At 64.7% G+C, this 21,580-nt stretch carries 14 protein-coding genes; 10 read left to right on the top strand and 4 right to left on the bottom strand.

The window, feature by feature from the left end:
• Positions 1-6: 6 nt before the first annotated feature.
• Together FOC84_RS15305 and FOC84_RS15300 are read right to left on the bottom strand one after the other, a co-directional pair.
• Positions 7-1,659 (bottom strand): PAS domain-containing hybrid sensor histidine kinase/response regulator, encoded by a 1,653-nt coding sequence (locus FOC84_RS15305; RefSeq protein WP_254242017.1) that lies wholly within the window; start codon positions 1,657-1,659, stop codon positions 7-9.
• A gap of 50 nt (positions 1,660-1,709) precedes the next feature.
• Positions 1,710-3,569 carry a hybrid sensor histidine kinase/response regulator gene (locus tag FOC84_RS15300; protein ID WP_173145151.1) on the bottom strand — a complete coding sequence of 620 codons (1,860 nt, stop codon included), beginning with the start codon at positions 3,567-3,569 and terminating at the stop codon, positions 1,710-1,712.
• A 523-nt stretch (positions 3,570-4,092) separates the two neighbouring features.
• Here FOC84_RS15300 and FOC84_RS15295 point away from each other — a divergent pair.
• The 10 genes from FOC84_RS15295 (at position 4,093) to FOC84_RS15250 (ending at position 16,294) form a co-directional block, all read left to right on the top strand.
• Positions 4,093-4,629 carry a fimbrial protein gene (locus tag FOC84_RS15295; protein WP_173145150.1) on the top strand — a complete coding sequence of 179 codons (537 nt, stop codon included), beginning with the start codon at positions 4,093-4,095 and terminating at the stop codon, positions 4,627-4,629.
• A gap of 139 nt (positions 4,630-4,768) precedes the next feature.
• Complete coding sequence (locus FOC84_RS15290; RefSeq protein ID WP_254241975.1) at positions 4,769-5,551, top strand: fimbrial biogenesis chaperone; 783 nt, start codon at positions 4,769-4,771, stop codon at positions 5,549-5,551.
• Between the two features lie 41 nt (positions 5,552-5,592).
• Positions 5,593-8,073 (top strand): fimbria/pilus outer membrane usher protein, encoded by a 2,481-nt coding sequence (locus FOC84_RS15285; RefSeq protein ID WP_254241974.1) that lies wholly within the window; start codon positions 5,593-5,595, stop codon positions 8,071-8,073.
• Positions 8,074-8,114: 41 nt separating this feature from the next.
• Positions 8,115-9,134 (top strand): fimbrial protein, encoded by a 1,020-nt coding sequence (locus tag FOC84_RS15280; RefSeq protein ID WP_173145147.1) that lies wholly within the window; start codon positions 8,115-8,117, stop codon positions 9,132-9,134.
• Positions 9,135-9,169: 35 nt separating this feature from the next.
• Positions 9,170-9,970, top strand: a complete 801-nt coding sequence (locus tag FOC84_RS15275; RefSeq protein ID WP_173145146.1) for a winged helix-turn-helix domain-containing protein — start codon at positions 9,170-9,172, stop codon at positions 9,968-9,970.
• Positions 9,971-10,295: 325 nt separating this feature from the next.
• Complete coding sequence (locus FOC84_RS15270) at positions 10,296-10,856, top strand: fimbrial protein (protein ID WP_173145145.1); 561 nt, start codon at positions 10,296-10,298, stop codon at positions 10,854-10,856.
• A gap of 13 nt (positions 10,857-10,869) precedes the next feature.
• On the top strand, positions 10,870-11,598 hold the full coding sequence (locus tag FOC84_RS15265) for a fimbrial biogenesis chaperone (RefSeq protein WP_173145144.1): 729 nt from the start codon (positions 10,870-10,872) through the stop codon (positions 11,596-11,598).
• 81 nt (positions 11,599-11,679) lie between these two features.
• Positions 11,680-14,310: a fimbria/pilus outer membrane usher protein gene (locus tag FOC84_RS15260; RefSeq protein ID WP_173145143.1), complete on the top strand. Its 2,631-nt coding sequence runs from the start codon at positions 11,680-11,682 to the stop codon at positions 14,308-14,310.
• Positions 14,307-15,071: a fimbria/pilus periplasmic chaperone gene (locus FOC84_RS15255; RefSeq protein WP_173145142.1), complete on the top strand. Its 765-nt coding sequence runs from the start codon at positions 14,307-14,309 to the stop codon at positions 15,069-15,071. Before FOC84_RS15260 ends, FOC84_RS15255 begins: the two co-directional genes overlap by 4 nt.
• 35 nt (positions 15,072-15,106) lie before the next feature.
• Positions 15,107-16,294, top strand: coding sequence for a fimbrial protein (locus tag FOC84_RS15250; RefSeq protein ID WP_173145141.1), 1,188 nt, complete (start codon positions 15,107-15,109; stop codon positions 16,292-16,294).
• A 68-nt stretch (positions 16,295-16,362) separates the two neighbouring features.
• Here the strand turns inward: FOC84_RS15250 and FOC84_RS15245 are convergent, their stop codons facing one another.
• Positions 16,363-19,389: a two-partner secretion domain-containing protein gene (locus tag FOC84_RS15245; RefSeq protein ID WP_173145140.1), complete on the bottom strand. Its 3,027-nt coding sequence runs from the start codon at positions 19,387-19,389 to the stop codon at positions 16,363-16,365.
• Between the two features lie 81 nt (positions 19,390-19,470).
• Positions 19,471-21,210, bottom strand: a complete 1,740-nt coding sequence (locus FOC84_RS15240; RefSeq protein ID WP_173145139.1) for a ShlB/FhaC/HecB family hemolysin secretion/activation protein — start codon at positions 21,208-21,210, stop codon at positions 19,471-19,473.
• Positions 21,211-21,580 lie beyond the last annotated feature (370 nt).

Below are 21,580 nucleotides of genomic sequence, written 5' to 3'. Positions count from 1 at the left end.
CCCCCTTCAGTGGATCGTAGCCCCGCCAGCCGGCGGCCGCCTGCCGTGCGCGAGAATAAAGGATTGCAGCGTCTGCAGATCCACAGGCTTGATCAGCACGGCGTTCATGCTGGCGCGCGCGCCGGAAGCCAGATCGAGTTCAAGTTCGCTCGCGGTATAGCCCAGCACCGGCGTTGTTGCATTGAGGCCGCCGCCGGATCTCAAGGCCGCCGTGAATGCGGCGCCGTCCATGACGGGCATGACGCAGTCGCAAATGATCAGATCGAACTCGAGCCGTTCCGCCAACGCCAGGCCAGCCGCGCCGTTCTGCGCGAATTGCGCGGAATGTTTCAACATCCGCAGTTGATGTTTCAGCAATAGCCGGTTGGCCTCATGGTCGTCGATGACGAGGATGCGCAGGCCGCCAGCGTCGGCCGCCGTTGGCGCTGGAGCCGCCGCCACCGCGGCATGTTCCGACGGCGGCAGCGCCAGGGGCAACTGCAGCGATATCCTGGCGCCTTGGCCGGCGGCGCTGGCTATTTCCATGGAACCTCCCATCAGCCGCGCAAGTTCGCTACATATGGACAGCCCCAACCCGATGCCGGCACCTGGTTCCCGCAGCGTGGGTTCAAAGTGAGGCGCAGCCAGCCTGGCCTGAACCTCCTCGGCGATCCCGGGGCCGGTGTCCGCGACGCACAGCGTGATCCACTGCACCTCTTCCGTGGCGCGCCCGGCGCTTAGCGTGACATCGATGCGGCCATGGTCAGTAAAGCGGACCGCGTTGGACAGCAATTTGTCCAGCAATTGCTTGAGGCGGATTGGATCCGAAAAATGGCGCTCCGCCAGGTCGCTGGCGATGTCCAACGACAGCTGCAGCCCTTTTGCCTGGGCGGCAGCCTGGAACGGCGCAAGCGTGTCGGCCGCCAGCGCGCGCAGGTCGACGTTTTGCCGCCGCAGCTGGAAGTGGCCGGTCTCCAGCTTGGAGATGTCGATCAGGCCGCTGATCAGGGACAGCAGCGATTGGGCTGACTGGCGCGACACGGCCAGCCTCTCGTGGGTCTCGTCGGAGAGTCCACCGCGCGACAACATCAGTTCGAGCATGCCGATGATCGCGTTCAAGGGCGTTCGGAGCTCATGGCTGATGAACGCAAGATACGTCGATTTCATCAGGTTGGCCCTTTCCATGTTCAACCGGGTTTCGGACACGTCCCGCAGCATGTCGGGGAATCCGCGAAAACGCGCGCTGCCCCCAACCAAACCGATGACGGCGCCGTCCGTCCCGCGCAAAGGCGCGGCCCACGCGGCCACCCCGCACGTGGGATCATGCTCGAAGGGATGCTCACGGACCAGGGTTTCACCGCTGGCCAGCACCTGGCGATAGTCGCGGATGACCTCGTTCAGATTGGGCGGCAGTTCGCCGCCGGGGTCCGGCGCGGACAAGGACTCCAGCGGAACATGCAGAGGGCGGCTCCAGCCTTCGCTGCGGCAGGCAGCGGCGTACTCCTTGAGTCCATCATTGCGCGTCACCAGATTGAGATCGAGATCCCGGAGGAATATCCCGGCCGGCAACGTATCCGCCAAGCGCGCCAGCCCGGCCATCTCGCGGCGCGGTGACCTGGCGCCACGGATGCGCAGCCCGATCCAGACCAACATGGCGACCAGCGCGGCCGCCAGCGCCATGTTCAAGAATACGGAAAGCGTGAGTATGGCGTCTGCCTCGCGATGGACCACTATGCCGCCCCGTCCCGAGCGTGTCCGCTTACGGCGCATGCCGCCGACAGGCAGGAAGCAACGGCGTCTTCCAGCGCCTTCAGACCGGCAGGCTTGACCAACACCTCGTTCATGCCGGCCTGCAGGCCCGCCTCGCGATCTTCCGGATGCGCACCGGCCGTGTATCCCAGCACGGGAACGGCAGCGTTTTCTCCCGTACCCGCACGCAACGCCCGTGCGAACCCGGCCCCGTCCATGTCCGTCATCTCGCCATCGCAGACAACCAGATCGAACCTGCTTCCCTTGGCAAGCGCCAAGCCCTGCGCGCCATCAACCGCCGTCTGCACAGCATGACCGAGGAATTCCAATTGGCTTTTCAACAGCAGGCGGTTGTCGGCCTGGCTTTCGACAACGAGCGTCCGCAGTCCAGTGGCGGGCCGCTGCGTCAATCCGAACACGACCTCTTGCGGCGAGTCGCGCAGCTCGCCGGATCCAAGCGCCAGCGGCACGCGGACATGGACATGCGTGCCCTCGCCCACAACGCTGGAGATGTGGATGGTTCCGCCTATGCGGTGCACTATCTGCTGACAATAGTGCAGGCCCAGCCCGGCGCCTTCGGGCGAGGCGCTCAGTCCCGCTTCGTAGCGGGACGCCGACAGCTTCTGCTGTATGTGCGGCTCAATGCCGCTGCCGGTATCGATGACCGACAGCGTGAGCCATTGCCGGCCATCCTCCACCGGAGCGCCGTCCAGATGTATCCGGACCCCGCCGCGTTCCGTGAACCGGATGGCATTGGACAGGAAATTGTTGAGCAACTGATTCAATCCCTGAGCGTTCGTAAAGTGGCTGGCGGCGACCTCGGGAGCCACCTCCAGCGTCAGGCTTATGCCCTTTTCGTAGGCGCTAGGCGCGAACAGCGCGACCACGTCGGCCGCAACCCTGCGCAACGAAACGGACATGCGTACGCATGCCAGATCGCCCGTTTCCATTCTGCGGGTATCGACGATGGACGGAATCAGCTGGAGCAGGGATTGGGTGGACGAACGCACGGTCGCCAACATCTCTTTCGACTGCCGGGACATCGCGGCATCGACCGATGCCATCTCCAGCAGGCCTGCCGTAGCGTTCAGGGGATTGCGCACATCGCGGCTGACCGCCGCCAGGAACCGGGTCTTCATGTCATTGATGCGCTCTGCCCTGTGACGCGCGCTTGCCGAATCGTCCAGCGACTGGCTATGGCCCAGGAAGTACATGCCCACGTTCAACAGGCCTATGACCTGATCTTCTGCGCCCCGCAACGGAAAAACCCTTGCCTGGATTGCCACCATGACGCCGGCGAGCCCCACCAGCTCATGGCCGAAGTCATAAGCGCGCGGTTCGCCGCTGGCCACCGCGGCCTGGAATTCCTGCACGATGGCGGCAAATTCGGGCGGCAACGGGATCTGATCCTTCTTGGCGCCGGACAGAAACCCCAGGTCGATGTGCTCGGGCCTGGCCCATCCATTCCTGATGAGGATGTCGGCAAAGCGCTTCATGCCGGCACTAGACCCGACCAGCCGCAGTGATTTTTCCCGAATGGTCATGTCCACGGGCGCCGCAGCGATCAGGCGAGCGGCCTGCCTCAAGTGCGATAGCGGATCCTGGTTTTTTTTCGCGGCGCGTTTCAGTACCAACCCGGCCCATAGCACGGCCAGAAACAAGACGCCGTTCAAGACCCAAGACAGCATCGCTGCGGACGCAAGCTGTTGTCGCAGGAACGTGGCGGCCATCGGCGCGCCCAACGCGCACAGGATTATCAGAATCGCGGCCGCCCCAACCGCCATCCAGATGCGGACGACGCCGCTGCGCTGCATAGCGCTCGCATGAACTTCCGGCTTCATTCTAGGAGTGTCGGTGGTCGTGCATGTGGCTGGATTCGATACGCGCTGCGCAGCGGCGATTTTATCGCAGAAGACATACCGCCGACCTATTGCGCGGCCTAGCAGCCCAACAAAATCCACGAAACGTTGCTTTCAAATCACGGAAAAAAAGGCCCAAAAAATACCAATTAAGTCGCCTTATTGCGACAAATTTGGCAATCATTGGCAAGAATCGCCAATCATCGTTTTCATATGAAATTTCATACAACAAGAAGAGAGGATTCCTACATTTCAGAAACCCTGATTCTTTTAACTTTCAACTGCCGACGAAATGCAGGATTCGGAGTTCGGATGAGCAGAAGAATTGATTATTTTTCTGCACCTTTTTATCAATATTCGAATTGAATTTTGATAATAACCGGACCAAGCGGAAGTTAATTCCTAAAAATCCATCGATAGCATTTCGAAAGTCGGCCGCCATCTGTTTTAAATAATCCACAGGCGGCGTTTTGATTATTAATCGACTATCAGGATATTTACTTCCATGAACAAGAACACCCTTGCCAAGTTTGCCCTGCTCGCCACGGCCGCCGCGGTTTCCCAAGCCGCCCTGGCCGAAGACGGGCGTATTCAATTCAACGGCGAAATCGTTGATGCGCCGTGCTCCGTCTCCCCCAGTGCGACCAATCTGGTCGTGCCGCTCGGCAAAGTGTCGCGCGCCAGCATGGACGGCGCCGCGGGCAAGCATTCGACTCCCGCGCAGTTCGAAATCCAACTGACCGATTGCAGCGCATCGGCCAAGGGCGCGAGCGTGACGTTCAGCGGCACGCCGGACAGCGTCAGCACCGACGTGCTGGCCATCGCGAATTCGGGCGGACTGACCGCCAACGCCACCGGCGTAGCAGTCGAAATTCGCGATGTCTTGCACTCGAAGATCGCCCTGGGCTCGGCTTCGCCGAAATACTTTCTCGGCCTCGGCACCAACAACCTGAAGTTCGAAGCCGCCTACGTTTCGACCGGCGCCTCCGTCACCCCCGGCCCGGCCAACGCCACCGCGCAGTTCACGGTGAACTACAACTGACGCCGCTTTGCCAGACCGCCAGCCCCACGCAAGCGGGGCTGGCCGCAAGCCTCCACGCAGCGGGCGGTTCCCACGGAACCGCAACCTGAATCGCCGCCATCGCCCCCGGATGGCTTGCGAGCAAAACATCGAGATCCCCATGCTGAAAGACATCGCGCAACGGTTCGTGCTCAAGGCGCGCCCCTTCATGATCTTCGCCCTTGCGGCCACGCTGGCGCACGCCACGGCCGGCGCCGGCGTAATGGTCGGCGGCACCCGCGTCATTTTCAACGAGAAGGAACGCGAGTCCTCCATCCCCGTCAAGAACACGGGTACGGCCCCCTACGTCGTGCAAGCCTGGATCGATGCCGGCGAAGGCAACACCAAGACGCCGTTCGTGGCCAGCCCGCCGCTGTCGCGGCTGGATTCTGGCCAGGAAAACGTGCTGCGCATATTGCGCCTGTCCGGCAGCCTGCCGCAAGACCGCGAATCGGTGTTCTGGCTCAACGTCAAGGAAATCCCGGAAAAGAGCCAGGACGAAAACGTGCTGCAGATCGCGGTGCGCACCCGCATCAAACTGTTCTACCGGCCCGCCGGCCTGGCGGGCAAGCCTGGTGAACAGCGCCAGCAATTGCAATGGGCCGTCTCCTCCGGCGGCAAGGGCGCGGTGCTGAAGATCGCCAATCCGTCCGCCTATCACGTCACCTTCGCCACGCTGAACGTCAACGGCGGCCAGCAGGAGATCAACGGCGGAATGGTGCCGCCCGGCGGCGTGCTGGAGTACCCGCTGTCGGGATTGTCCGCGCCCAGGGACGTGGACGTGGTGTTCACCACCATCAATGACTACGGCGCCGAGACCCCCGAGGAAAAAGTCCGTGTGCCCAGCGCGCAAGCCCCCGTCCACGTCAAGGCCGAGCCCGTCGCGCCTGCCGCAGGCCGCTAACGCCCGGAGTTGATCGAATGAAAGGCGTATCGCAGGTTCGCATGCCGACATCCACGGCATTGGCGTCGCTGTTGCTGGGCTTGGCCTCTTTTTCAGGCCAGGCCGCCGAGCCGGCGGGCGCTGTCTTCAATCAGGATTTCCTGGGCACGGGCGGTGACCAGCCGCAGGCGGATCTGTCCATCTTCAGCTTCGGCAATAGCGTCCTGCCGGGCGAGTATCTGGCCGACGTGGTCGTCAACGAGCAGTCCGTGGGCAAGAGCAAGATCATCGTGGAGGTGCAGGACGGCCAGAAGCAGCCCTCGGTCTGCCTGACGCGCAATCAGCTGGAAAGCTGGGGCGTCAACATGGCCGCGCTGCCGGAATCAGCGGGCGCGGACGGCGCCTGCGTGGACCTGGCCGTCTTGGTGCAGGATGCGACCGTGAACTTCGATGGCGGCAAGCAGCGCCTGCATCTGAGCATTCCGCAGGCCGCGGTCAAGCGCACGGCCCGCGATGCCGTCGATCCCGCACGCTGGGACAAAGGCATCACCGCTGCCCTGCTGGACTATCAGCTCAACATGTCCCGCCAAGGCGGCGGCGGCTCGTCCAACCGCGGCGCCGAATCGCCCTACATGGGGTTCGCCGGCTTGCGCGGCGGCTTCAACTTCGGCGACTGGCGCTTGCGCCACAGTTCCAACTACAACCGCGGCTCCGACGGCCGCGGCAAATGGCAAGCGATGGAAACCAATCTGCAGCGGGACTTGCGCTCGATCAATGGCCAGCTGCTGATCGGTGACGGCAACACGCCCGGCAACTTCTTCGACAGCGTGCCGTTTCGCGGCGTGCAGGTCTCGTCGGACGACTCCATGCTGCCGGACAGCATGCAGGGATACGCGCCGACCATACGCGGCATCGCCCGGACCAACGCGCTCGTCACCGTCAGGCAAAACGGCTACATCGTCTACAGCACCTATGTCGCGCCCGGCGCCTTCGTGCTGGACGATATGTACCCGACGTCCTCGGGCGGCGATCTGGAAGTCACGATTACGGAATCGGACGGCCGGCAGAACCGCTACGTGCAGGCCTATGCCTCCGTGCCCACGCTGTTGCGCGAAGGCACCTGGCGCTACAGCGCCACCGCCGGACGCTATCGCAACGCCTACGGGTCGAACGAGCGCGAACCCACCTTCGTGCAAGGCACCGTGGCGCGCGGCCTGGGCAGCGAGTTCTCGCTGTACGGCGGCGTCACCGCTGCGGACATATACCAATCGGGCCTGGTGGGCGTCGGCAAGAACTTGCGTAGTTTTGGCGCGATTTCCTTGGACCTGTCGCATGCGCGCACCTCCACCGAGCGACTGAAAAGCCAAGGACAATCCGTGCGCTTTCTTTATGCAAAATCCTTCGACGAGGCCGGTACCAACTTCCGCATCGCGGGATATCGCTACTCCACCAGCGGCTATCGGACCTTCCAGGAAGCGACCGGCGTCGACGATTTCGAGCAGGGTTCCAGGATGCCCAACCGCCGCAACGAGTTGCGGCTCGATGTAGCCCAGTCGCTCGGCTCCTGGGGTTCGGTCTACGCGTCGGCGCGCCAACAGACCTATTGGCAGACGAAAGAGAAAGAGCGGCTGATACAGGTCGGGTACTCCGGCTTCTACAGGCAGGTCAGCTACAACGTCTTCGTCAACATGAACACCGGCCGCAATGGCTCGAATGACCGCCAGGTCATGCTGTCGCTGTCGATCCCGCTGGGCGCGTCGCGCAGCAGCGCCCAGTATTCCGTGGTCACGGGCAACAACGGCCAGACCAGCCACCAGGCCAGCGTGTTCGGATCCGCGCTGGAAGACGATCAGCTTACCTACAACCTGACCGCCGCTACCTCAAATCAGAACGGCGTCAGCAGCACCGGCAACGCCAGCTACCTGTCCAGGATCGGCCGCTTCGACCTGGGCGCGTCGCAAGGACGCAACTACAACCAGATCAGCGCGGGCCTGTCAGGCGGCATCGTGGCGCATGCCGGCGGCGTGACGCTCGGCCAGCCTCTGGGCGAAACCGTGGCGCTGGTGCGCGCGCCGTCGGCCGAGGATGTGCGCTTCGAATCGCATCCCGGCGTCAGCACCAACGCCAGCGGCTACGCCATCGTGCCGAGCCTGAGCCCGTACCGTTCCAACCGCCTGGCCATGCGCACCGCCGATCTGGGCGACACCGTCGAAGTCAAGAACGCGGCGGTGAACCTGGTGCCCACCCGCGGCGCGGTGATACAGGCGGGGTTCGATACGGTCGTGGGCTTTCGCCTGATGATGACGCTGACTCGCCAGGACAACAGCGTGGTGCCGTTCGGCGCGCGCATCGACGACGAGACGGGCCAGGAGATCGGCATCGTTGGAGCGGACGGCCAGGCCTTCGTGACTGGGGCACAGCAGTCGGGAGCGATGCGCATCACCTGGGGCCGGAACGCCAGTGACAGCTGCGCCGTGTCCTACAGCTTGCCTGAAGAAGACCGCCCCGCGCCCATACGTGAAGTCAGCTACACGTGCCAGTAGTGCCTACATTGAACATCGCAAGACATATGAACGGACATGAAATGAAAGACCAACATGCCATCAAGAAGAATCGTGCGGGCAGCATTCTGGCATTGGCGTCCCTGGCGCTGATGTTGTGCGGGTATGCGTCGCAAAGTCGCGCGCAATGCGTGCTTGGAGAGGGGATCGACAAGAATGTGATCACGCTCAATTTCGGTCCCGTGGTCGTGCCGCCGAATGCGCCAGTGAGTCGGACAAGCCCAATCGCCGACAAGAGATTCCCCGTCAGTCACAAGGGAACAATATTGATTGATTGCAGAAAGAGCAACATTGACGGGTCCAGGAATGGCTCCATCCACATGGGAACACAGCTAGCCACCGACTCCATCTTCCGGACAAACATTCCCGGCATCGGCATTCGAATCGGCTTTCGGATGTGGGAATCTGACGGGACCCAGTATTTCCCGCATATCTCAAAGATGGGCAAGGGCAGCTACGGAACAAGTACCAGCGCCAATTGGGTAATTCATGCCCAGCTGTTCAAGATCGCCCCAACCACCGGGAACGGATCTCTTGAAGAAGGACTGTACGCGACGATGTATTCGTCCCACGAGCCGGGAAAAGCCCTGCAAGTGAGGATCAGCGGACGCTCTACCTCCATCGTCACCCCTTCCTGCACCGCCGCTCCCACGCCTCCCGTTCAACTCGGCAAGGTCTGGAAAAACCTGTTCAGCTCGGTAGGCAGCACGGCGGCCGAACAGCGCTTCAACATCACGCTGAACTGCCTTGAAGCCAAGCCGGAACTGAATGCGGTGTACCTGCGGATGGACGCCAAACCCGACGCCTCGGGCGCGCCCGGCGTGATCGCCTTGAGCCCCGACGCCAATGCCGCGACCGGCGTCGGCATCCAGATCCTGGACAAGAACCGTCAGCCGGTGACCTACGGCCAAAGCAACTTGGTGGGCATGTCCAAAAATGCCACCTACAACCTGCCGTTCTATGCCCGCTACTACCAGACCGCAAACCAGGTGACCGCCGGTCTGGCGAATGGCTCTGCCACCTTCACGCTTGAATACAAATGAGCCCCCTGGCATCCACGAACCACAGGCCATCTATCATGAAAAAAACCGCGTTCAACCACACCGTCCACGCCTGCGTCGAAGCGATAGAACCCGCCGCGGCGCTGGTGCAGGGACTAAGCGATAGCGCTCAGGTAGTATGCCTGACCCAATCCGCCGCCAGATTGCAGGAACAGCTTGCCGAACCCGGCCTGCACTATGTCGTCATGCATGGCAGCGCGCAATGGCTGACCGCCACGCTATACGCACGGCGCAGCCCTTACGTCGCCGGACTGGTGGTCATGATCACAGCCCACGATTCCTCCAATACCCGGGCAGAACTGATCTGCGCCGGCGCGGACGCCTGCCTGTCCTCGGATGCGGGCACCGGCGAACTGCTGGCGGCGCTGAATAGCCTGGAACGCCTGTCCTCGGTACTGCGCGCGCGCCTGCGGAGCGAAGTCGTCCCGGCCCCGGCAGCGCGGGCGCGGCAGCAGCGCGCCCTGACCGGAACTGTCGCGACCGTCCGCGTCACGCCGGTCCGCGAGTGGGCGCTGATCGAGGCGGAGAAGACGCTGCGCGCGCCTGACAGCGCCGGCAATATCGCGTTGAGCAACAAGGAATATGCGCTGCTGTCGTGCCTGAGCGGCCATGACTTCCAGTACTGCAGCATTTCGGACCTCCACAGGCAGGTCTGGCCGGACGCGGCAAGCCGCCCGGAGCATTTACAGCGCGCCATCGTCTCCAGCGTGGTCGGGCGTCTGCGCCGCCGGGCGCGGATGGCAGGAATCGAACTGCCGCTGCGCACGAGCTACGGCCAGGGCTACACCTTTGTTCATCCGCTGAGCAGCGCAGACTAGCAACCAAGCCCCGCGGAACGCCTTACCTGCGGCGGCAAGTTCCCGCCCGGCGCAATTTCGTATTTCTCAGACGCGGAAATCGTTGTCTTCCGACTTAATTTCCCGGCCCTGCCCCATACAGTGTCCGTACTCGCCGGCATGCGCAGATTCGCGCATGCGGCCGGCGGGTACGAGCCGCCTGGACATCGCCGCATACGCGGTGTCCGGCCTTACATGAACTCCCCAGAGATCGCCCCGTTCCGGCTGCGCAAGGACCCAGATCCGGCCCGCGTCCGGGCCCGGTGTCGATCGCCGCGGGCAAGCCTAGCTTCGAAGGAAATACAAAATGAAACGCAGTCTCCTCGCCTCTCTTCTGGCATCCGGAGCCTTGATCTCGGTGCTTGCGCCGGTTCCCGCCCACGCGGTGGACGGCGTCATCAATTTCATGGGCGTGATCCGCGCTCCCGGTTGCGACATCAACGGCAACACGCCTGGCCTGGGCAACACGCAAACGGTGCAGCTGGGCACGCCCACACCGGAAGAAGTGGGCCTGGGCAATGCCGTCGAAGCCGAGTTTCAGCTGAATCTCGCAGGCGGCGCAGGCTGCTCCGACGGCAGGAAGGTCCGCATCATGTTCGATCCAAGCAACGGCACGCCGGCGGGCAATCTGGCGCTGCTGGACGCCGATCGCGCCGCCAACGTGGAGATCCAGATCCGCAACAACGCCACCGGCAACACCTCGACCATCCCCATCGGCGGATCGGAAATCACGCCGCAGGTCGCCACGATCACCGGCACCCCTGGCACCGCGGAACTGAAGTACGCCGCCAAGTACGTCCAGGTCGGCGGTGCGGCGGGCGCCGGTTCGGGCGCGTCGAGCATCAAGTACCTGCTCTCCTACAACTAGGCGCGGACCCGTCATGGCGCCGGTAGCACGCATCGTTTCATCCCTGGCAGCCGCTTGCGCCATGACCCTGTGCGCCTGGGCCGCTCCGGCCCAGGCCGGGCTCGTGTTGCAAAGTACCCGCCTGATCATTTCGCCGGACGCCCGGGACGTGACGCTGGCCATCCGCAACGCGGGCGCCGGCCCCGTCCTGGCGCAGAGCTGGCTGGACGACGGCAGCGCCGACACCTCGCCCGCGGACATGCGCGTGCCTTTCGTGCTGGCGCCCGCGGTCGTGCGGGTGGATCCGGACAGCGGCGCAGTGCTGCGGATTTCCTATACCCGCGAGCCACTGCCGGCCGACCGCGAGAGCCTGTTCTATCTGAACGTGCTGGAAACGCCGCCACGCGATCCGAACGAGGCCAATGTGCTGGTCTTCCAGTTCCGGTCGCGCATCAAGGTGTTCTTCAGGCCAACATCGCTGCGTCCCAACGTGCAGGCCGCCCCGGCGTTATTGCGCTGGAAGTTGCACGGGCAGACGCTGGAAGTCACGAACCCCACTCCCTACTACGTGTCCTTCGCCAGCGTCGATCTCATCGCAGACAGTAAACGCACCGCGCTAGCCGGCGGCATGGTAGCGCCGTTCGAAAAGGCGCGCTTCGAGATTCCACGCGCAGCCAGGCCAGCAGGCAAGTTCTCGGTCCAATACGAAGTCATCACCGATTACGGCGGCACAAGCAAGACTGAAAAGGCCGTTTCCGAATAAAAGCGTGGCGCGGCCAGCGCCAGTGCATCAAAGAGCTGACACTTCCCGATGGAACAACCATACGCAAGGGCTTGCCCCCGCTTGCCTGACCCCGTTCGTCCCGCGAAACGGCGCTCGGCCGCGTCCAGGTCCGCGCCAGGCATCTCGGCGGCCCTGCTGGCGGTGACGGTCTGGGCCGCGCCGGCGCACGGCAAGCAAGCGTTCTTTGACCCGCAAATGATGTTCCAGGGCGCGGGCGGAACCGCCATCGACACCGCCCGTTTCGAACGCGGCAACTTCATGGAGCCAGGCACGCACCGATTGGATGTCTATGTCAACGGTCAGTGGCGCGGCGTCGAAGAACTGCTGTTTCGCCAACAGGCCGGCGGCGACGGCGCCAGGCCCTGCTACGACAGCGCGTTGCTGGGACGCCTGGGCCTGGACGTGGACAAGGCCGCGCGCGGTGACGGCATGCTCGCCCTGTCCGCAGACGGAGCCTGCGGCGAGCTGGCGCGCTACGTTCCTGGCGCGCAGGTCAAAGTGGAAGTGGCCGAACAGAAGCTCTACCTGGCCGTGCCCAAATACTATCTGCGCCTTTCCGCTCCTGGCGCCTATGTGGACCCGTCGAACTGGGAAAGCGGCGTGACCGCGGCGCGCTTGAACTACAACAGCAACCTCTTCACCTCGGAAAGCCGAGGCAGCCGAACCACGCGCGGCTACGCCGGCCTGAACGTCGGCCTCAACGTGGGCGCGTTCCGACTGCGCCACTACGGCAGCGCCACCTGGTCTCCGGGCCATGGCGCCCGCTATCAACGCGGCTATACCTATCTGAAGACCGATGTGCCGGCCTGGAAGTCGCAGCTGCTGATGGGCGAAAGCTCCACCGAGGGCGATCTGTTCGACTCCGTGTCGTTCCGCGGCGTGCAGCTCGCCAGCGACGAGCGCATGCTGCCCAGCGCGCTGCGCTCCTATACCCCGGTGGTGCGCGGCACGGCCAACAGCAATGCCCAGGTAACGGTGTACCAGCGCGGCTATCTCGTATACGAAACCACGGTGGCGCCAGGCCCCTTCGCGATCGAGGACCTGCAGGCAGCGGGATATGGCGGCGACCTGGACGTACGCATCGTGGAGGCGGACGGCAGTACGCGCAGCTTCGTCGTGCCGTTCGCCACGACGGTCCAGCTGCTGCGGCCCGGCGCCAGCCGGTACAACCTCACCGCCGGACGGGCGATAGACCTGGGGATGGGCAGCAGCTCGCAATACCTGTTCCAAGGCACGCTGAAGCGCGGATTGGGCGATATGTACACAGGATACGGCGGTCTTGCGTTCACCCGGCACTATGGCTCCGCGCTGGCCGGAGCCGCGGTGAACACCGCGATGGGCGCGTTCGCCGCGGACGTCACGCTGTCGCGCGCCAGGCTACCCGAGGAAGGCTCACGGACGGGCGCCAGCTACCGCCTGTCGTACAGCAAGAACCTGCCCAATAGCGGCACCAACTTCTCGCTCCTGGCCTACCGCTATTCCACCAGCGGATTCGTCGGCCTGCGCGAGAGCATCGCGCTGCAAGGCACGCCCCGGCGTTACCGCTGGTTCGGCGACGTGGGCCGCACGCGTGGCCGGCTCGACGCGAACATCAGCCAACAACTGGGCGCGAATGGCGGCAACGTCTATCTGTCCGGCTCGGCCATCCAGTACTGGCAAGGCCATGGCAACACCATCAACTTCGCGCTGGGCTACAGCAACCGCTGGCGCGACATTTCCTATTCCCTTGGCGTGCAGCGCATGCAGAACCTCGCCACCCGGAATGCCTACCGGGGCGGCGGCCGCGACAACTCCACCCTGGTCACCGTGAACCTCTCCATTCCCCTGGGCCAGGCCGTACGCGGCGCCCCCACGCTAAATACTTACTACAGTGCAGATTCCCGCGCCGGCGCCAACTTCACCACCTCGGTCGCGGGCACGGTGGGCGAATCCAATCGCGGCACATACTCGGTATCCGCAACTCATGCCAGCCGCGAGAACGCCAACTCGGCAAGCGCGAACATCGGCTACCGGCTGCCGCAAGCCTGGGTAGGCGCCGGCGTCTCGCAAGGCTCCGGCTACCGGCAGGCATCGTTTAACGCATCCGGCGGCGTGCTCGCCCATGCTGGCGGCGTGACCTTCTCGCAGACACTGGGTGAAACGGTGGCGCTGGTGCGCGCCGACGACGCCGAAGGCGCGCTGATCGGATATGGCGGCGACAGGCTGGACGGCCGGGGCTATGGCGTCGTCGCCAGCCTGAGCCCATACCAGCTCAACACCGTCGACATCGACCCCCGCGATATCCCCGACGACGTGGAACTGCAGGCCAGCTCGCGCAACGTGGCGCCCCGCGCCGGCGCGGTCGTGCTGCTGACCTACCCCACCCGCGTGGCGCGCCCGGTGTTGATCAACGGCCGTCAAGCCGACGGCGCCGCGCTGCCGTTCGGCGCGGAAGTGCTGGACGCCAACAGCGGCAAGTCCGTGGGCGCGGTAGGCCAGGGCAGCCGCATCGTCATGCGGGTGGAGCAGGATCAGGGGCGTATCGTCGTGCAATGGGGACCCGGAGCGCAGCAGCGTTGTAGCATCGAATACGCCCTGCCCGAGCGCGCGCGACAGCGCGACCAAGGCTACGCCGAACTCTCCCGCACCTGCACGCCAATCCCGGCGGATGGCCCCTGGCCCGCAAGCCCCGGCCCGCTGGCACGGCGATGAAGCGCCTGCGAGACGGAGCCTCGATCCTGCGCCTGGCCGCCAGCCTGCTGCTGACCGCCACGGCGGCCGGAGCGCAAGCCGGCCTGACCGTGATCGGCACGCGCTTCGTCTACCCGGCGAACGCCCGGTCTCTGACCCTGCACACCGGCAACTCGGGGGAGGTTCCCATCCTGGTGCAAACCTGGCTGGATCAGGAACATGCGCAAACGCGCACCGACCCCAGCGAGCTGCCCGCGCCCTTCATGCTGACGCCGCCGGTCTACCGGTTGGACGCCGGCGAGCGCAAGGCGCTGCGGCTGCGCTACACCGGCGAGCCCTTGCCGCCTGACCGCGAATCGGTGTTCTGGATCAATTTCCTTGAAATTCCCTCGCTTCCGCCTGCGCGCCGCAACCAGCTTCAACTGACATTCCGGCTGCGGATGAAAGTGCTGTTCCGCCCAGCAGGACTGCAAGGCAGTCCGCGGGAGGCGCCGGCGCAGGTCACATGGAAATACCGACGCGCAAGCGACGCCGCCGCGCCATGGCAACTGGAGGCGCATAACCCAACGCCCTTTCACGTATCGCTGGCGCGGCTCGAGGTTCCAGCCGCAAGCGGCACCCAGCGCATGGATGGCTTGACGCTGGCGCCCTATGCCACCACCCGCTACGCGCTGCCCGCCGCCCCGCCGCCGCGCGCAGGCGCGGCCACGCTGCGATATGAGGCCGCCGGCGACGCCGGCGACCTGATCTTCGGCGAGGCGGCGCTCGTGCCCGCAGATTGAGTCCGGGCTGGTCCCGGTATCCAGGAGAAAACCAGATGACCCAACATCCTACCCCCGCGCGCGCCCGGCGGGGCAAGCCGGCCCGGCCCGCCTACGCCTTGCTGGCCGCCGCGGTAACGTTGCAATGCGCCCCGGCCCATGGCGAACTGATCATGACGCGGCCCGCCATCAACTGCACCCAATCGAATCAGGCCGGCGGCCCCTGGCGCGAAGTCGCTCCATTGACCAGCTCATCGCGGATCGGCGACGTCCTATTCGAGCGGGGCGCCGGGCTATTCAATAACTTCCAGTTCGGCTCGGGAGTGTCGCCAGGCGTGCTCCACGAAATGGTGGCGGCGGCGCAATGGGGCCCCAACGTCGGCGTAGCCGCCGACGGCACGGCGCGGACCAATGTGCCAGGCATCGGATTGCAGGTATCCGTCATGGGCGCTGACGGCGTCGAAAGAAGGATCAAGCCCGGCGCGTTACCCGTGGTCATGGACAAGCGCCCCGTGTACTACGACACCTCCGGGTCATGGTCGCAAAAGAGTTCCACCGTCACCGAATACATACAGCGCCTGGTATTGCTCGACTCACCCGCCAATCTGCCCAGCGGGGAATTGAAAGTGACGGGCGTGGACCCCAACATCATCTTGACGCTGTACGCCATCAACTATCAGCAGGGCAGGGTGGGCTATGGCGACAGCATCCAGAGTTTTCCCGTGTGGACGCCCGGCATTCCTGGCGCCTGCGGCAATCAACCCTTTTCCTACCAGGGTACGGGTGTCATCGGGATCGGCGGCGGCACGGGCGTTATCGTGCCCAACAAATGCGAAGTCGGCACCTACCGGACCATACCGGTATCGCTGGGAGACTGGCCTGTCTCCACCTTCGACGCACCTGGGGCCGCCTCGCCCTCCAAGGATTTCTCCATCACGCTTAGCCAATGCAGCGCCGCAGCCAAACCCACCATCACCTTTGCCGACAAGTACGGCCAGAACGCGGATCCTCATGTGCTTAGCCTGAAGCCAGGATCGGAAACGGCCCAGGGTATAGGCATCGCCATGTTCAACGACACCGCCAATACGCCCGTCCGCTACGGCGCCGCGTATGACATGCAGCGCGTGGGCGATCAGGCCGTGCTGGCGCTGCGGGCCCATTACGTCCGCACGGCGCCGGCCGACGGCGCGGTAAAGGCCGGCACCGCCGACGGCAGCGCCGAGTTCACCTTCGAATTTCCTTGAGATTGGGGCGATCCTGATACAAGGCCATGGCCGCGCAAGCGTCCATGGCCTTGCCCATGCGCTGAGCGTCAGGGTTCGATGACACCTTGGTTCAAGCCCACCGGTTGCACCAGGGATGCCAGCCCGAAGGTGCTATTGGCGCGCAGAACCCCGTGGTTCACGCCAGCCAGGCCGCCATGGCGCTGATAGAGGTAGTTGTCGGACTTCACCTGGCCGCTGGCGCTGGAGTAGGAAATCTCACCCTGATTGAAACCCGCGAGGCCACCCAGGAAAGCATAGCGGGCACCACTCACCATGCCCGCGGAGGACGACTGTAGGACTTCTCCCATGCCGCCGTTCTCTCCCACCACGCCGCCCACATGGCTGTAGTAGCCACCGTAAGCGTTGCCATCGGCCATGGCGGAAACAATCATGCCCTCGTTGGCGCCGACCAGCCCTCCGACCGCACTGTTCTGCCCTGCCGTCACATTGCCGCTGGCGGCGACCGTCGCCAGCATGCCGGAGTTGTAGCCGACCAGTCCGCCGACGTACCCATAACTGCCTCCCGTGGCCTTGCCGCGGGCGACCGAGGCTTCAATCGTGCCGCTGTTGTAGCCCGCCAGCCCCCCCACCCTGCCGCCGCCGCGGTTGTAGCTGGCGTTCACCGCGCCGCCCGCTTCGCCCGTATCGATACGCCCATGATTGGCGCCGACCAAGCCGCCCACATTGATGCCGTAGTAATCCGACACGTCGCCGGCAGCCTTCACGTCCCGCAGCACGCCGTTGCTATGACTCCGGCCCACCAGGCCTCCGGTCGCGTCGCCGCTCGAAGCGCTGACGTTGCCATAGGCGATCGCCTCGGAAATATTCCCGCCATTCAAGCCCACCAAGCCGCCGGTGTTGCCGCTGCCGCCATTCTGGACGCGGCCGGCCGAGAACGAGCGTTCGATGTCGCCGCCCAGATTGTTGCCGACCAACCCGCCGACATTGTGGCCAGCGCCGCCGGCCTGGGTGTTTGCATGGCTGGACGAATCCGCAATCAAGCCACGGTTCACACCGACCAGACCGCCCATGCCGCCAAGGTCATCGCGCTGCATCGATCCCGATATGGCATTTTTCGCGATGCTGCGGGTGATGCTGCCGCGGCTCAGCGCGGAGTTCAGGTTTTCGCCCACCAGTCCTCCCATGGCAACCGTGTGGGAACTCGCGTACATGGTGCCCCCGGCGGTGGCGCGGTCGATGCTGCCGCCCACGTTGGTGCCCACCAGTCCACCCGCCACATTGCGGTGGTAAGAATTGCCCCTCACGTACATCTTTTCCGTCGTTACGTTGACGATCTGGCCCGAGTTTCGCCCCACCAGCCCGCCCATCGAAATGGTCCCCGGTCCGCTAGACAGCGCAGTAACTTCCATCGATACCAGGTGGGTATTGCGGATACTGCCGGACGACGCGGCAAACAGGCCCACATTGGGGCCAGCTCCGCTGACCGAGAAACCGCTCAGCTTGTTGCCCAGGCCGTCGAAGACGCCCGAGAACGTGCCGTACGCGCCCCCGATGGGGTCGATCTTGCCGCGCCCGCTCAGGTTATTGCCCAACACATACAACCCACCCAGATTGCGGTTGATCTCCTGCAACTGGGCGAGGTTCTGGATCACCGCGTAGCGCTGGCCATTGGCGCGGAACGACGCACCCGCGCCGGACAGCGTCACGGCCGCGCCGTCACCCAGCACATGGTCCTGCGGTGCCTGCAAAGACAACGAGCCGTTGACGCCACTGATAGCCGTCTTGCCGTTAAGTGCAATCTGACCGGCGGCGGACATGCTGATCCCGCCGTTCTGGCCTGAGGCGGTCAAGCTGCCATTGGCCAAGATGCCACCCGCCGAAACCAGGCTGAGCGCATTGCCGCTGCTCCACGCTATCGGGCCATTGAGCGCGACATCGCCGACTGTGCTTTCCAAGACGATGTTCGATGCCGCAAGATTGCGGGCAATGGTGTCCGCATGGATGCTGGCGCTTGCCTCGGCTGCGGAGGCTCCCACGCCGATATCTCCTGACGCGATGCGCCAGGTTCCCGCGTCACCATTGGAGGCCCGTGCATCTATTTCGGTCCCCAGCCGCACCTTGACCTGCTGCCCGCGCATCTCCACCGTGCCGCCGTTGCCGTGCGAGGAAAGCGCGCTGGCGTTCATTTTTCCGGCTGCCACCACGAGGCCGTCGTTGCCGCCGTCCAGCGTGATCTTGCCGCCCTGTCCTTGCAGCGTTCTGGCTTCGATGATGCCCTGGCTGTTGACCACTGTGCGCAAGGCGGCGCCGGCCGCCCTGGCACTCATCAGCACCTGTCCGCCGTCGGCCCTCAACATGCCGCCGTTCTCGACCAATGCGGAAAGCGCGGCGCCGTTCACCTGCAGGTCCAGCAATCCACTACCGTCGAAGTTCACGGTGAACTCGCTGCCCGCCGCCAGCGCGATCCGCCCCAGCCGCGCCTGGATCACACCCTGGTTGCTGACCTTGGCGCCCAGCAGCGCGACGCTGCCCCGGTCGCGCGCGGTAATGACGCCCTGGTTCAGCACAGAGGCCTCGGACGAACCCGCGAAGCGATGGTTGCCCGCGTGGAAATCGGCGTCGGAGAGCAGTTTGGTCGATGCCACCAGACCGCCCACATTGACCTCGGCGCCCTTGCCGAAGACGATGCCGTTGGGGTTGACCAGGAAGACCTGGCCATTGGCGTCCAGGCGCCCCAGGATGGAACTCGGGGACAGGCCGTTCACCTTGTTCAGCGCGATGGCGCCGCTGCCAGGCTGGTTGAAGGTGACGCGCTCATCGGCGCCGATATTGAAACTGTTCCAGTCGATGATCAGCTTGTTCGTGTGCTGGTTGATCGACACCTGCTTCTGGTCCAGCGTGGTGTGGATATCGCCGATGCCATTGCCGGCGCCGATCGTGCCGCCCATGGGTGCCGCATGGGCGCAAGACAGGCCCGCCAGACCGATCAGCGCCAGCGCCATGACGCTGCCACGCCTCCCGCCTCCCCTCTTCCCGCGGCAGCGCGCGGATTCGCGCGCCACGTTCCAGCACTGTCTGGCCTCGTTCCATACCAGTGCATAAATCTTGTTCATGATTGCCTCGCAAAAATGGCGGATCCGCCCGAATGGCAGGTTGCGCCGGTTAAGAAAAAGTGCGCCCGCGACACGCCGGCGTCAGAAGTACCGGGAGGCCTGAAGCCAGAAGCGCGGCTCCTGGTCGGCTTGCGTCGCAAGCAACTGCCGCCCCATAGGCCAGGCCACGCTCAGACTCACCTGATGATTCGAGCCGAACTGCGTAATGCCGATGCCCGCCGCGCCCAGGTCGACACCGTTGTCCTCCCGCGTCCAGCGGCGCTTGTTGATGCGCACGCCGCCGCGGTCCGCGAAGGCGCTCAGTTGCCAGCCAGGCGCCAGCTGATAGCGCAATTCGGCGCTGGCCAGCCAACCCTCATCGCCGCTGGCCGCGCCCAAGGGATAGGCGCGCACGCCGTACGGGCCGCCGAGGCTGAATTTCTCCGAGCTGTCCAGGTTCCTCGAGGCCCATTGCGCGTCGAGCCGGGCGAACAGCTGCAGGCGGCCCGCCAGGTTCTGCAGTCGGCTGGCCGAGAGATTGGTCCTGGCGAACCAGCCGCCAGCGCGCACGGTCTGGCGGTCCTCGCGCTCGGCCTGTGCGTCGCCCAGGCGCAGCCGGCCGCGGCTGTGCGAAAGATGCAAGGCGCTCTGTCCGCCGCCAAACCATCCGTCCGCATTGCTGCCAGTCAAGGCTACCGTCCACAGTCCGACGCGCTTGCGGCTGGTCAGGTCGAATAGATCCATGCTGTCGGCCAAACGCTTGCGCTCATGCTGCAGCTGCAGCCGCAGGCTGGCGCTACGGCTGCGCACCAGCGGCTGCTGGATGAACACCGTCGAGACGTCGGCGCGGCCATGCGCGCCCAAGGGTTCGAAGCGCTTTCCCAGCCCGTAGCGCATGCGGGACGCGCCCACGCCCACACGCGTGGACCAGGGGCCGAGCGGCAATTGATAGGCAAGGTTGTAGTAGCGCTGGTCGCGGTCGCTGCTCAGCAGCCGCAGGTGGAGCTGGTCGCCCAGACCCAAAGGGCTGTTGATGCCGATGCTGCCGCTCAGCCGGTATTCGCCGGTGTAGTAGCCGCCGAAATTGTCCGCATCGACACTGCCGAAGATGAGCGGCCCGGGTTGCGCGTCCACCAGCAGACTGGTCGTGCCGGTTTCCGCGCCGGGCCGCAACGTACCCTTCACTACCACGCCGGGCAAGTCGCTCAACAGCAGCAAAGCCTGTTCCAGTTCACGGGCTTGCACCGCGTCGCCGGACCGCAAGGTGGAGAGCGGCTGCTCCAGCACCGCGTCACGGACTCTTGAACGGTTCTTCAGGTCAATCTCGCCATAGCTGCCCTCCAACACGGTGATGCGGAGGACGCCCGCATCGATATCCTGCGGCGGCAGGTAGGCGCGCGCCAGCACATAACCCTGATCGTGGTAGTAGGCGGTGATGCGGTCGGCGGCCGCTCGCAGGCCCGGCAACATCAGCTCCGAGCCCGCCAGATCGGCCAGCAGCGCCTGCAGCGTGGCTCCGTCGACGGCATGGTTGCCTTCGAAGCGGAACTCGCGCACCAGGACGGATGGCCCCGCCGTCTCGTCGCCCGACGCGCGCGCGGGCGGCTGCGGCTCGGGCAGCTCCACGTCGGGAGCCCTCGTGGTCGAAGGCATTGCGGGCAAAGCCGATTCCAGATCCCGGAAGGCGCGTCCCGCGTCCGGGATCTGCGCCCACGAAGTACCCGCGCATAGCGCCATGGCCAGCCCGGCGCGCATCACGGCCACCTTACGGCCAGCGTTTGAATGCTTGCGCCGCAAGCGCGCCCCCGCCTGCCCCGGTGTGCCGGATCGTCCGCCTTTCATCCCTTCTCCCCTTGCCATCTTCCGGCTCGCACGGGAGGCGTTAGCCACCCCGTCTGGTCGCCGCTCCAGGCCATGCCGGGCGACGCTAGTCTTGCGGGCAGAATACGGAGCGCGTGGGCGTGGGGCTTTGGGAAAACTACGAAACTGAAGTCGTATTCCTATGATTCCACTGGAGCTCGCGAGAGGCGCGACTGCGATAGGGGCTGCCAGGGATTCGGCCCTTTCGTAATCCTCCTATTCTTCCGCCTACCCACCACCGGTAATATGTCCAGCAGCGGCATCATCCACGCTGCTACACGCATACGGCGTTCAAAACGCCATCCGGCGACTCCAGACGGAAACCGGCCACGGGCGCGGGAAGTTCCCGGAG

The organism is Achromobacter pestifer, assembly GCF_013267355.1.
GTDB classification, from domain to species: Bacteria; Pseudomonadota; Gammaproteobacteria; order Burkholderiales; family Burkholderiaceae_B; genus Achromobacter; species Achromobacter pestifer_A.
This window is presented reverse-complemented; position numbering and strand designations above follow the sequence as displayed.

What these genes read in the sequence shown, in the direction of transcription:
- FOC84_RS15285 (WP_254241974.1), top strand. Translation starts at nt 5,593, where the DNA reads ATGCCGACATCCACGGCATTGGCGTCGCTGTTGCTGGGCTTGGCCTCT.
- FOC84_RS15295 (WP_173145150.1), top strand. Translation starts at nt 4,093, where the DNA reads ATGAACAAGAACACCCTTGCCAAGTTTGCCCTGCTCGCCACGGCCGCC.
- FOC84_RS15265 (WP_173145144.1), top strand. Translation starts at nt 10,870, where the DNA reads ATGGCGCCGGTAGCACGCATCGTTTCATCCCTGGCAGCCGCTTGCGCC.
- FOC84_RS15270 (WP_173145145.1), top strand. Translation starts at nt 10,296, where the DNA reads ATGAAACGCAGTCTCCTCGCCTCTCTTCTGGCATCCGGAGCCTTGATC.
- FOC84_RS15240 (WP_173145139.1), bottom strand. Translation starts at nt 21,210, where the DNA reads ATGAAAGGCGGACGATCCGGCACACCGGGGCAGGCGGGGGCGCGCTTG.
- FOC84_RS15305 (WP_254242017.1), bottom strand. Translation starts at nt 1,659, where the DNA reads ATGGCGCTGGCGGCCGCGCTGGTCGCCATGTTGGTCTGGATCGGGCTG.
- FOC84_RS15255 (WP_173145142.1), top strand. Translation starts at nt 14,307, where the DNA reads ATGAAGCGCCTGCGAGACGGAGCCTCGATCCTGCGCCTGGCCGCCAGC.
- FOC84_RS15280 (WP_173145147.1), top strand. Translation starts at nt 8,115, where the DNA reads ATGAAAGACCAACATGCCATCAAGAAGAATCGTGCGGGCAGCATTCTG.
- FOC84_RS15300 (WP_173145151.1), bottom strand. Translation starts at nt 3,569, where the DNA reads ATGAAGCCGGAAGTTCATGCGAGCGCTATGCAGCGCAGCGGCGTCGTC.
- FOC84_RS15290 (WP_254241975.1), top strand. Translation starts at nt 4,769, where the DNA reads ATGCTGAAAGACATCGCGCAACGGTTCGTGCTCAAGGCGCGCCCCTTC.
- FOC84_RS15275 (WP_173145146.1), top strand. Translation starts at nt 9,170, where the DNA reads ATGAAAAAAACCGCGTTCAACCACACCGTCCACGCCTGCGTCGAAGCG.
- FOC84_RS15250 (WP_173145141.1), top strand. Translation starts at nt 15,107, where the DNA reads ATGACCCAACATCCTACCCCCGCGCGCGCCCGGCGGGGCAAGCCGGCC.
- FOC84_RS15245 (WP_173145140.1), bottom strand. Translation starts at nt 19,389, where the DNA reads ATGAACAAGATTTATGCACTGGTATGGAACGAGGCCAGACAGTGCTGG.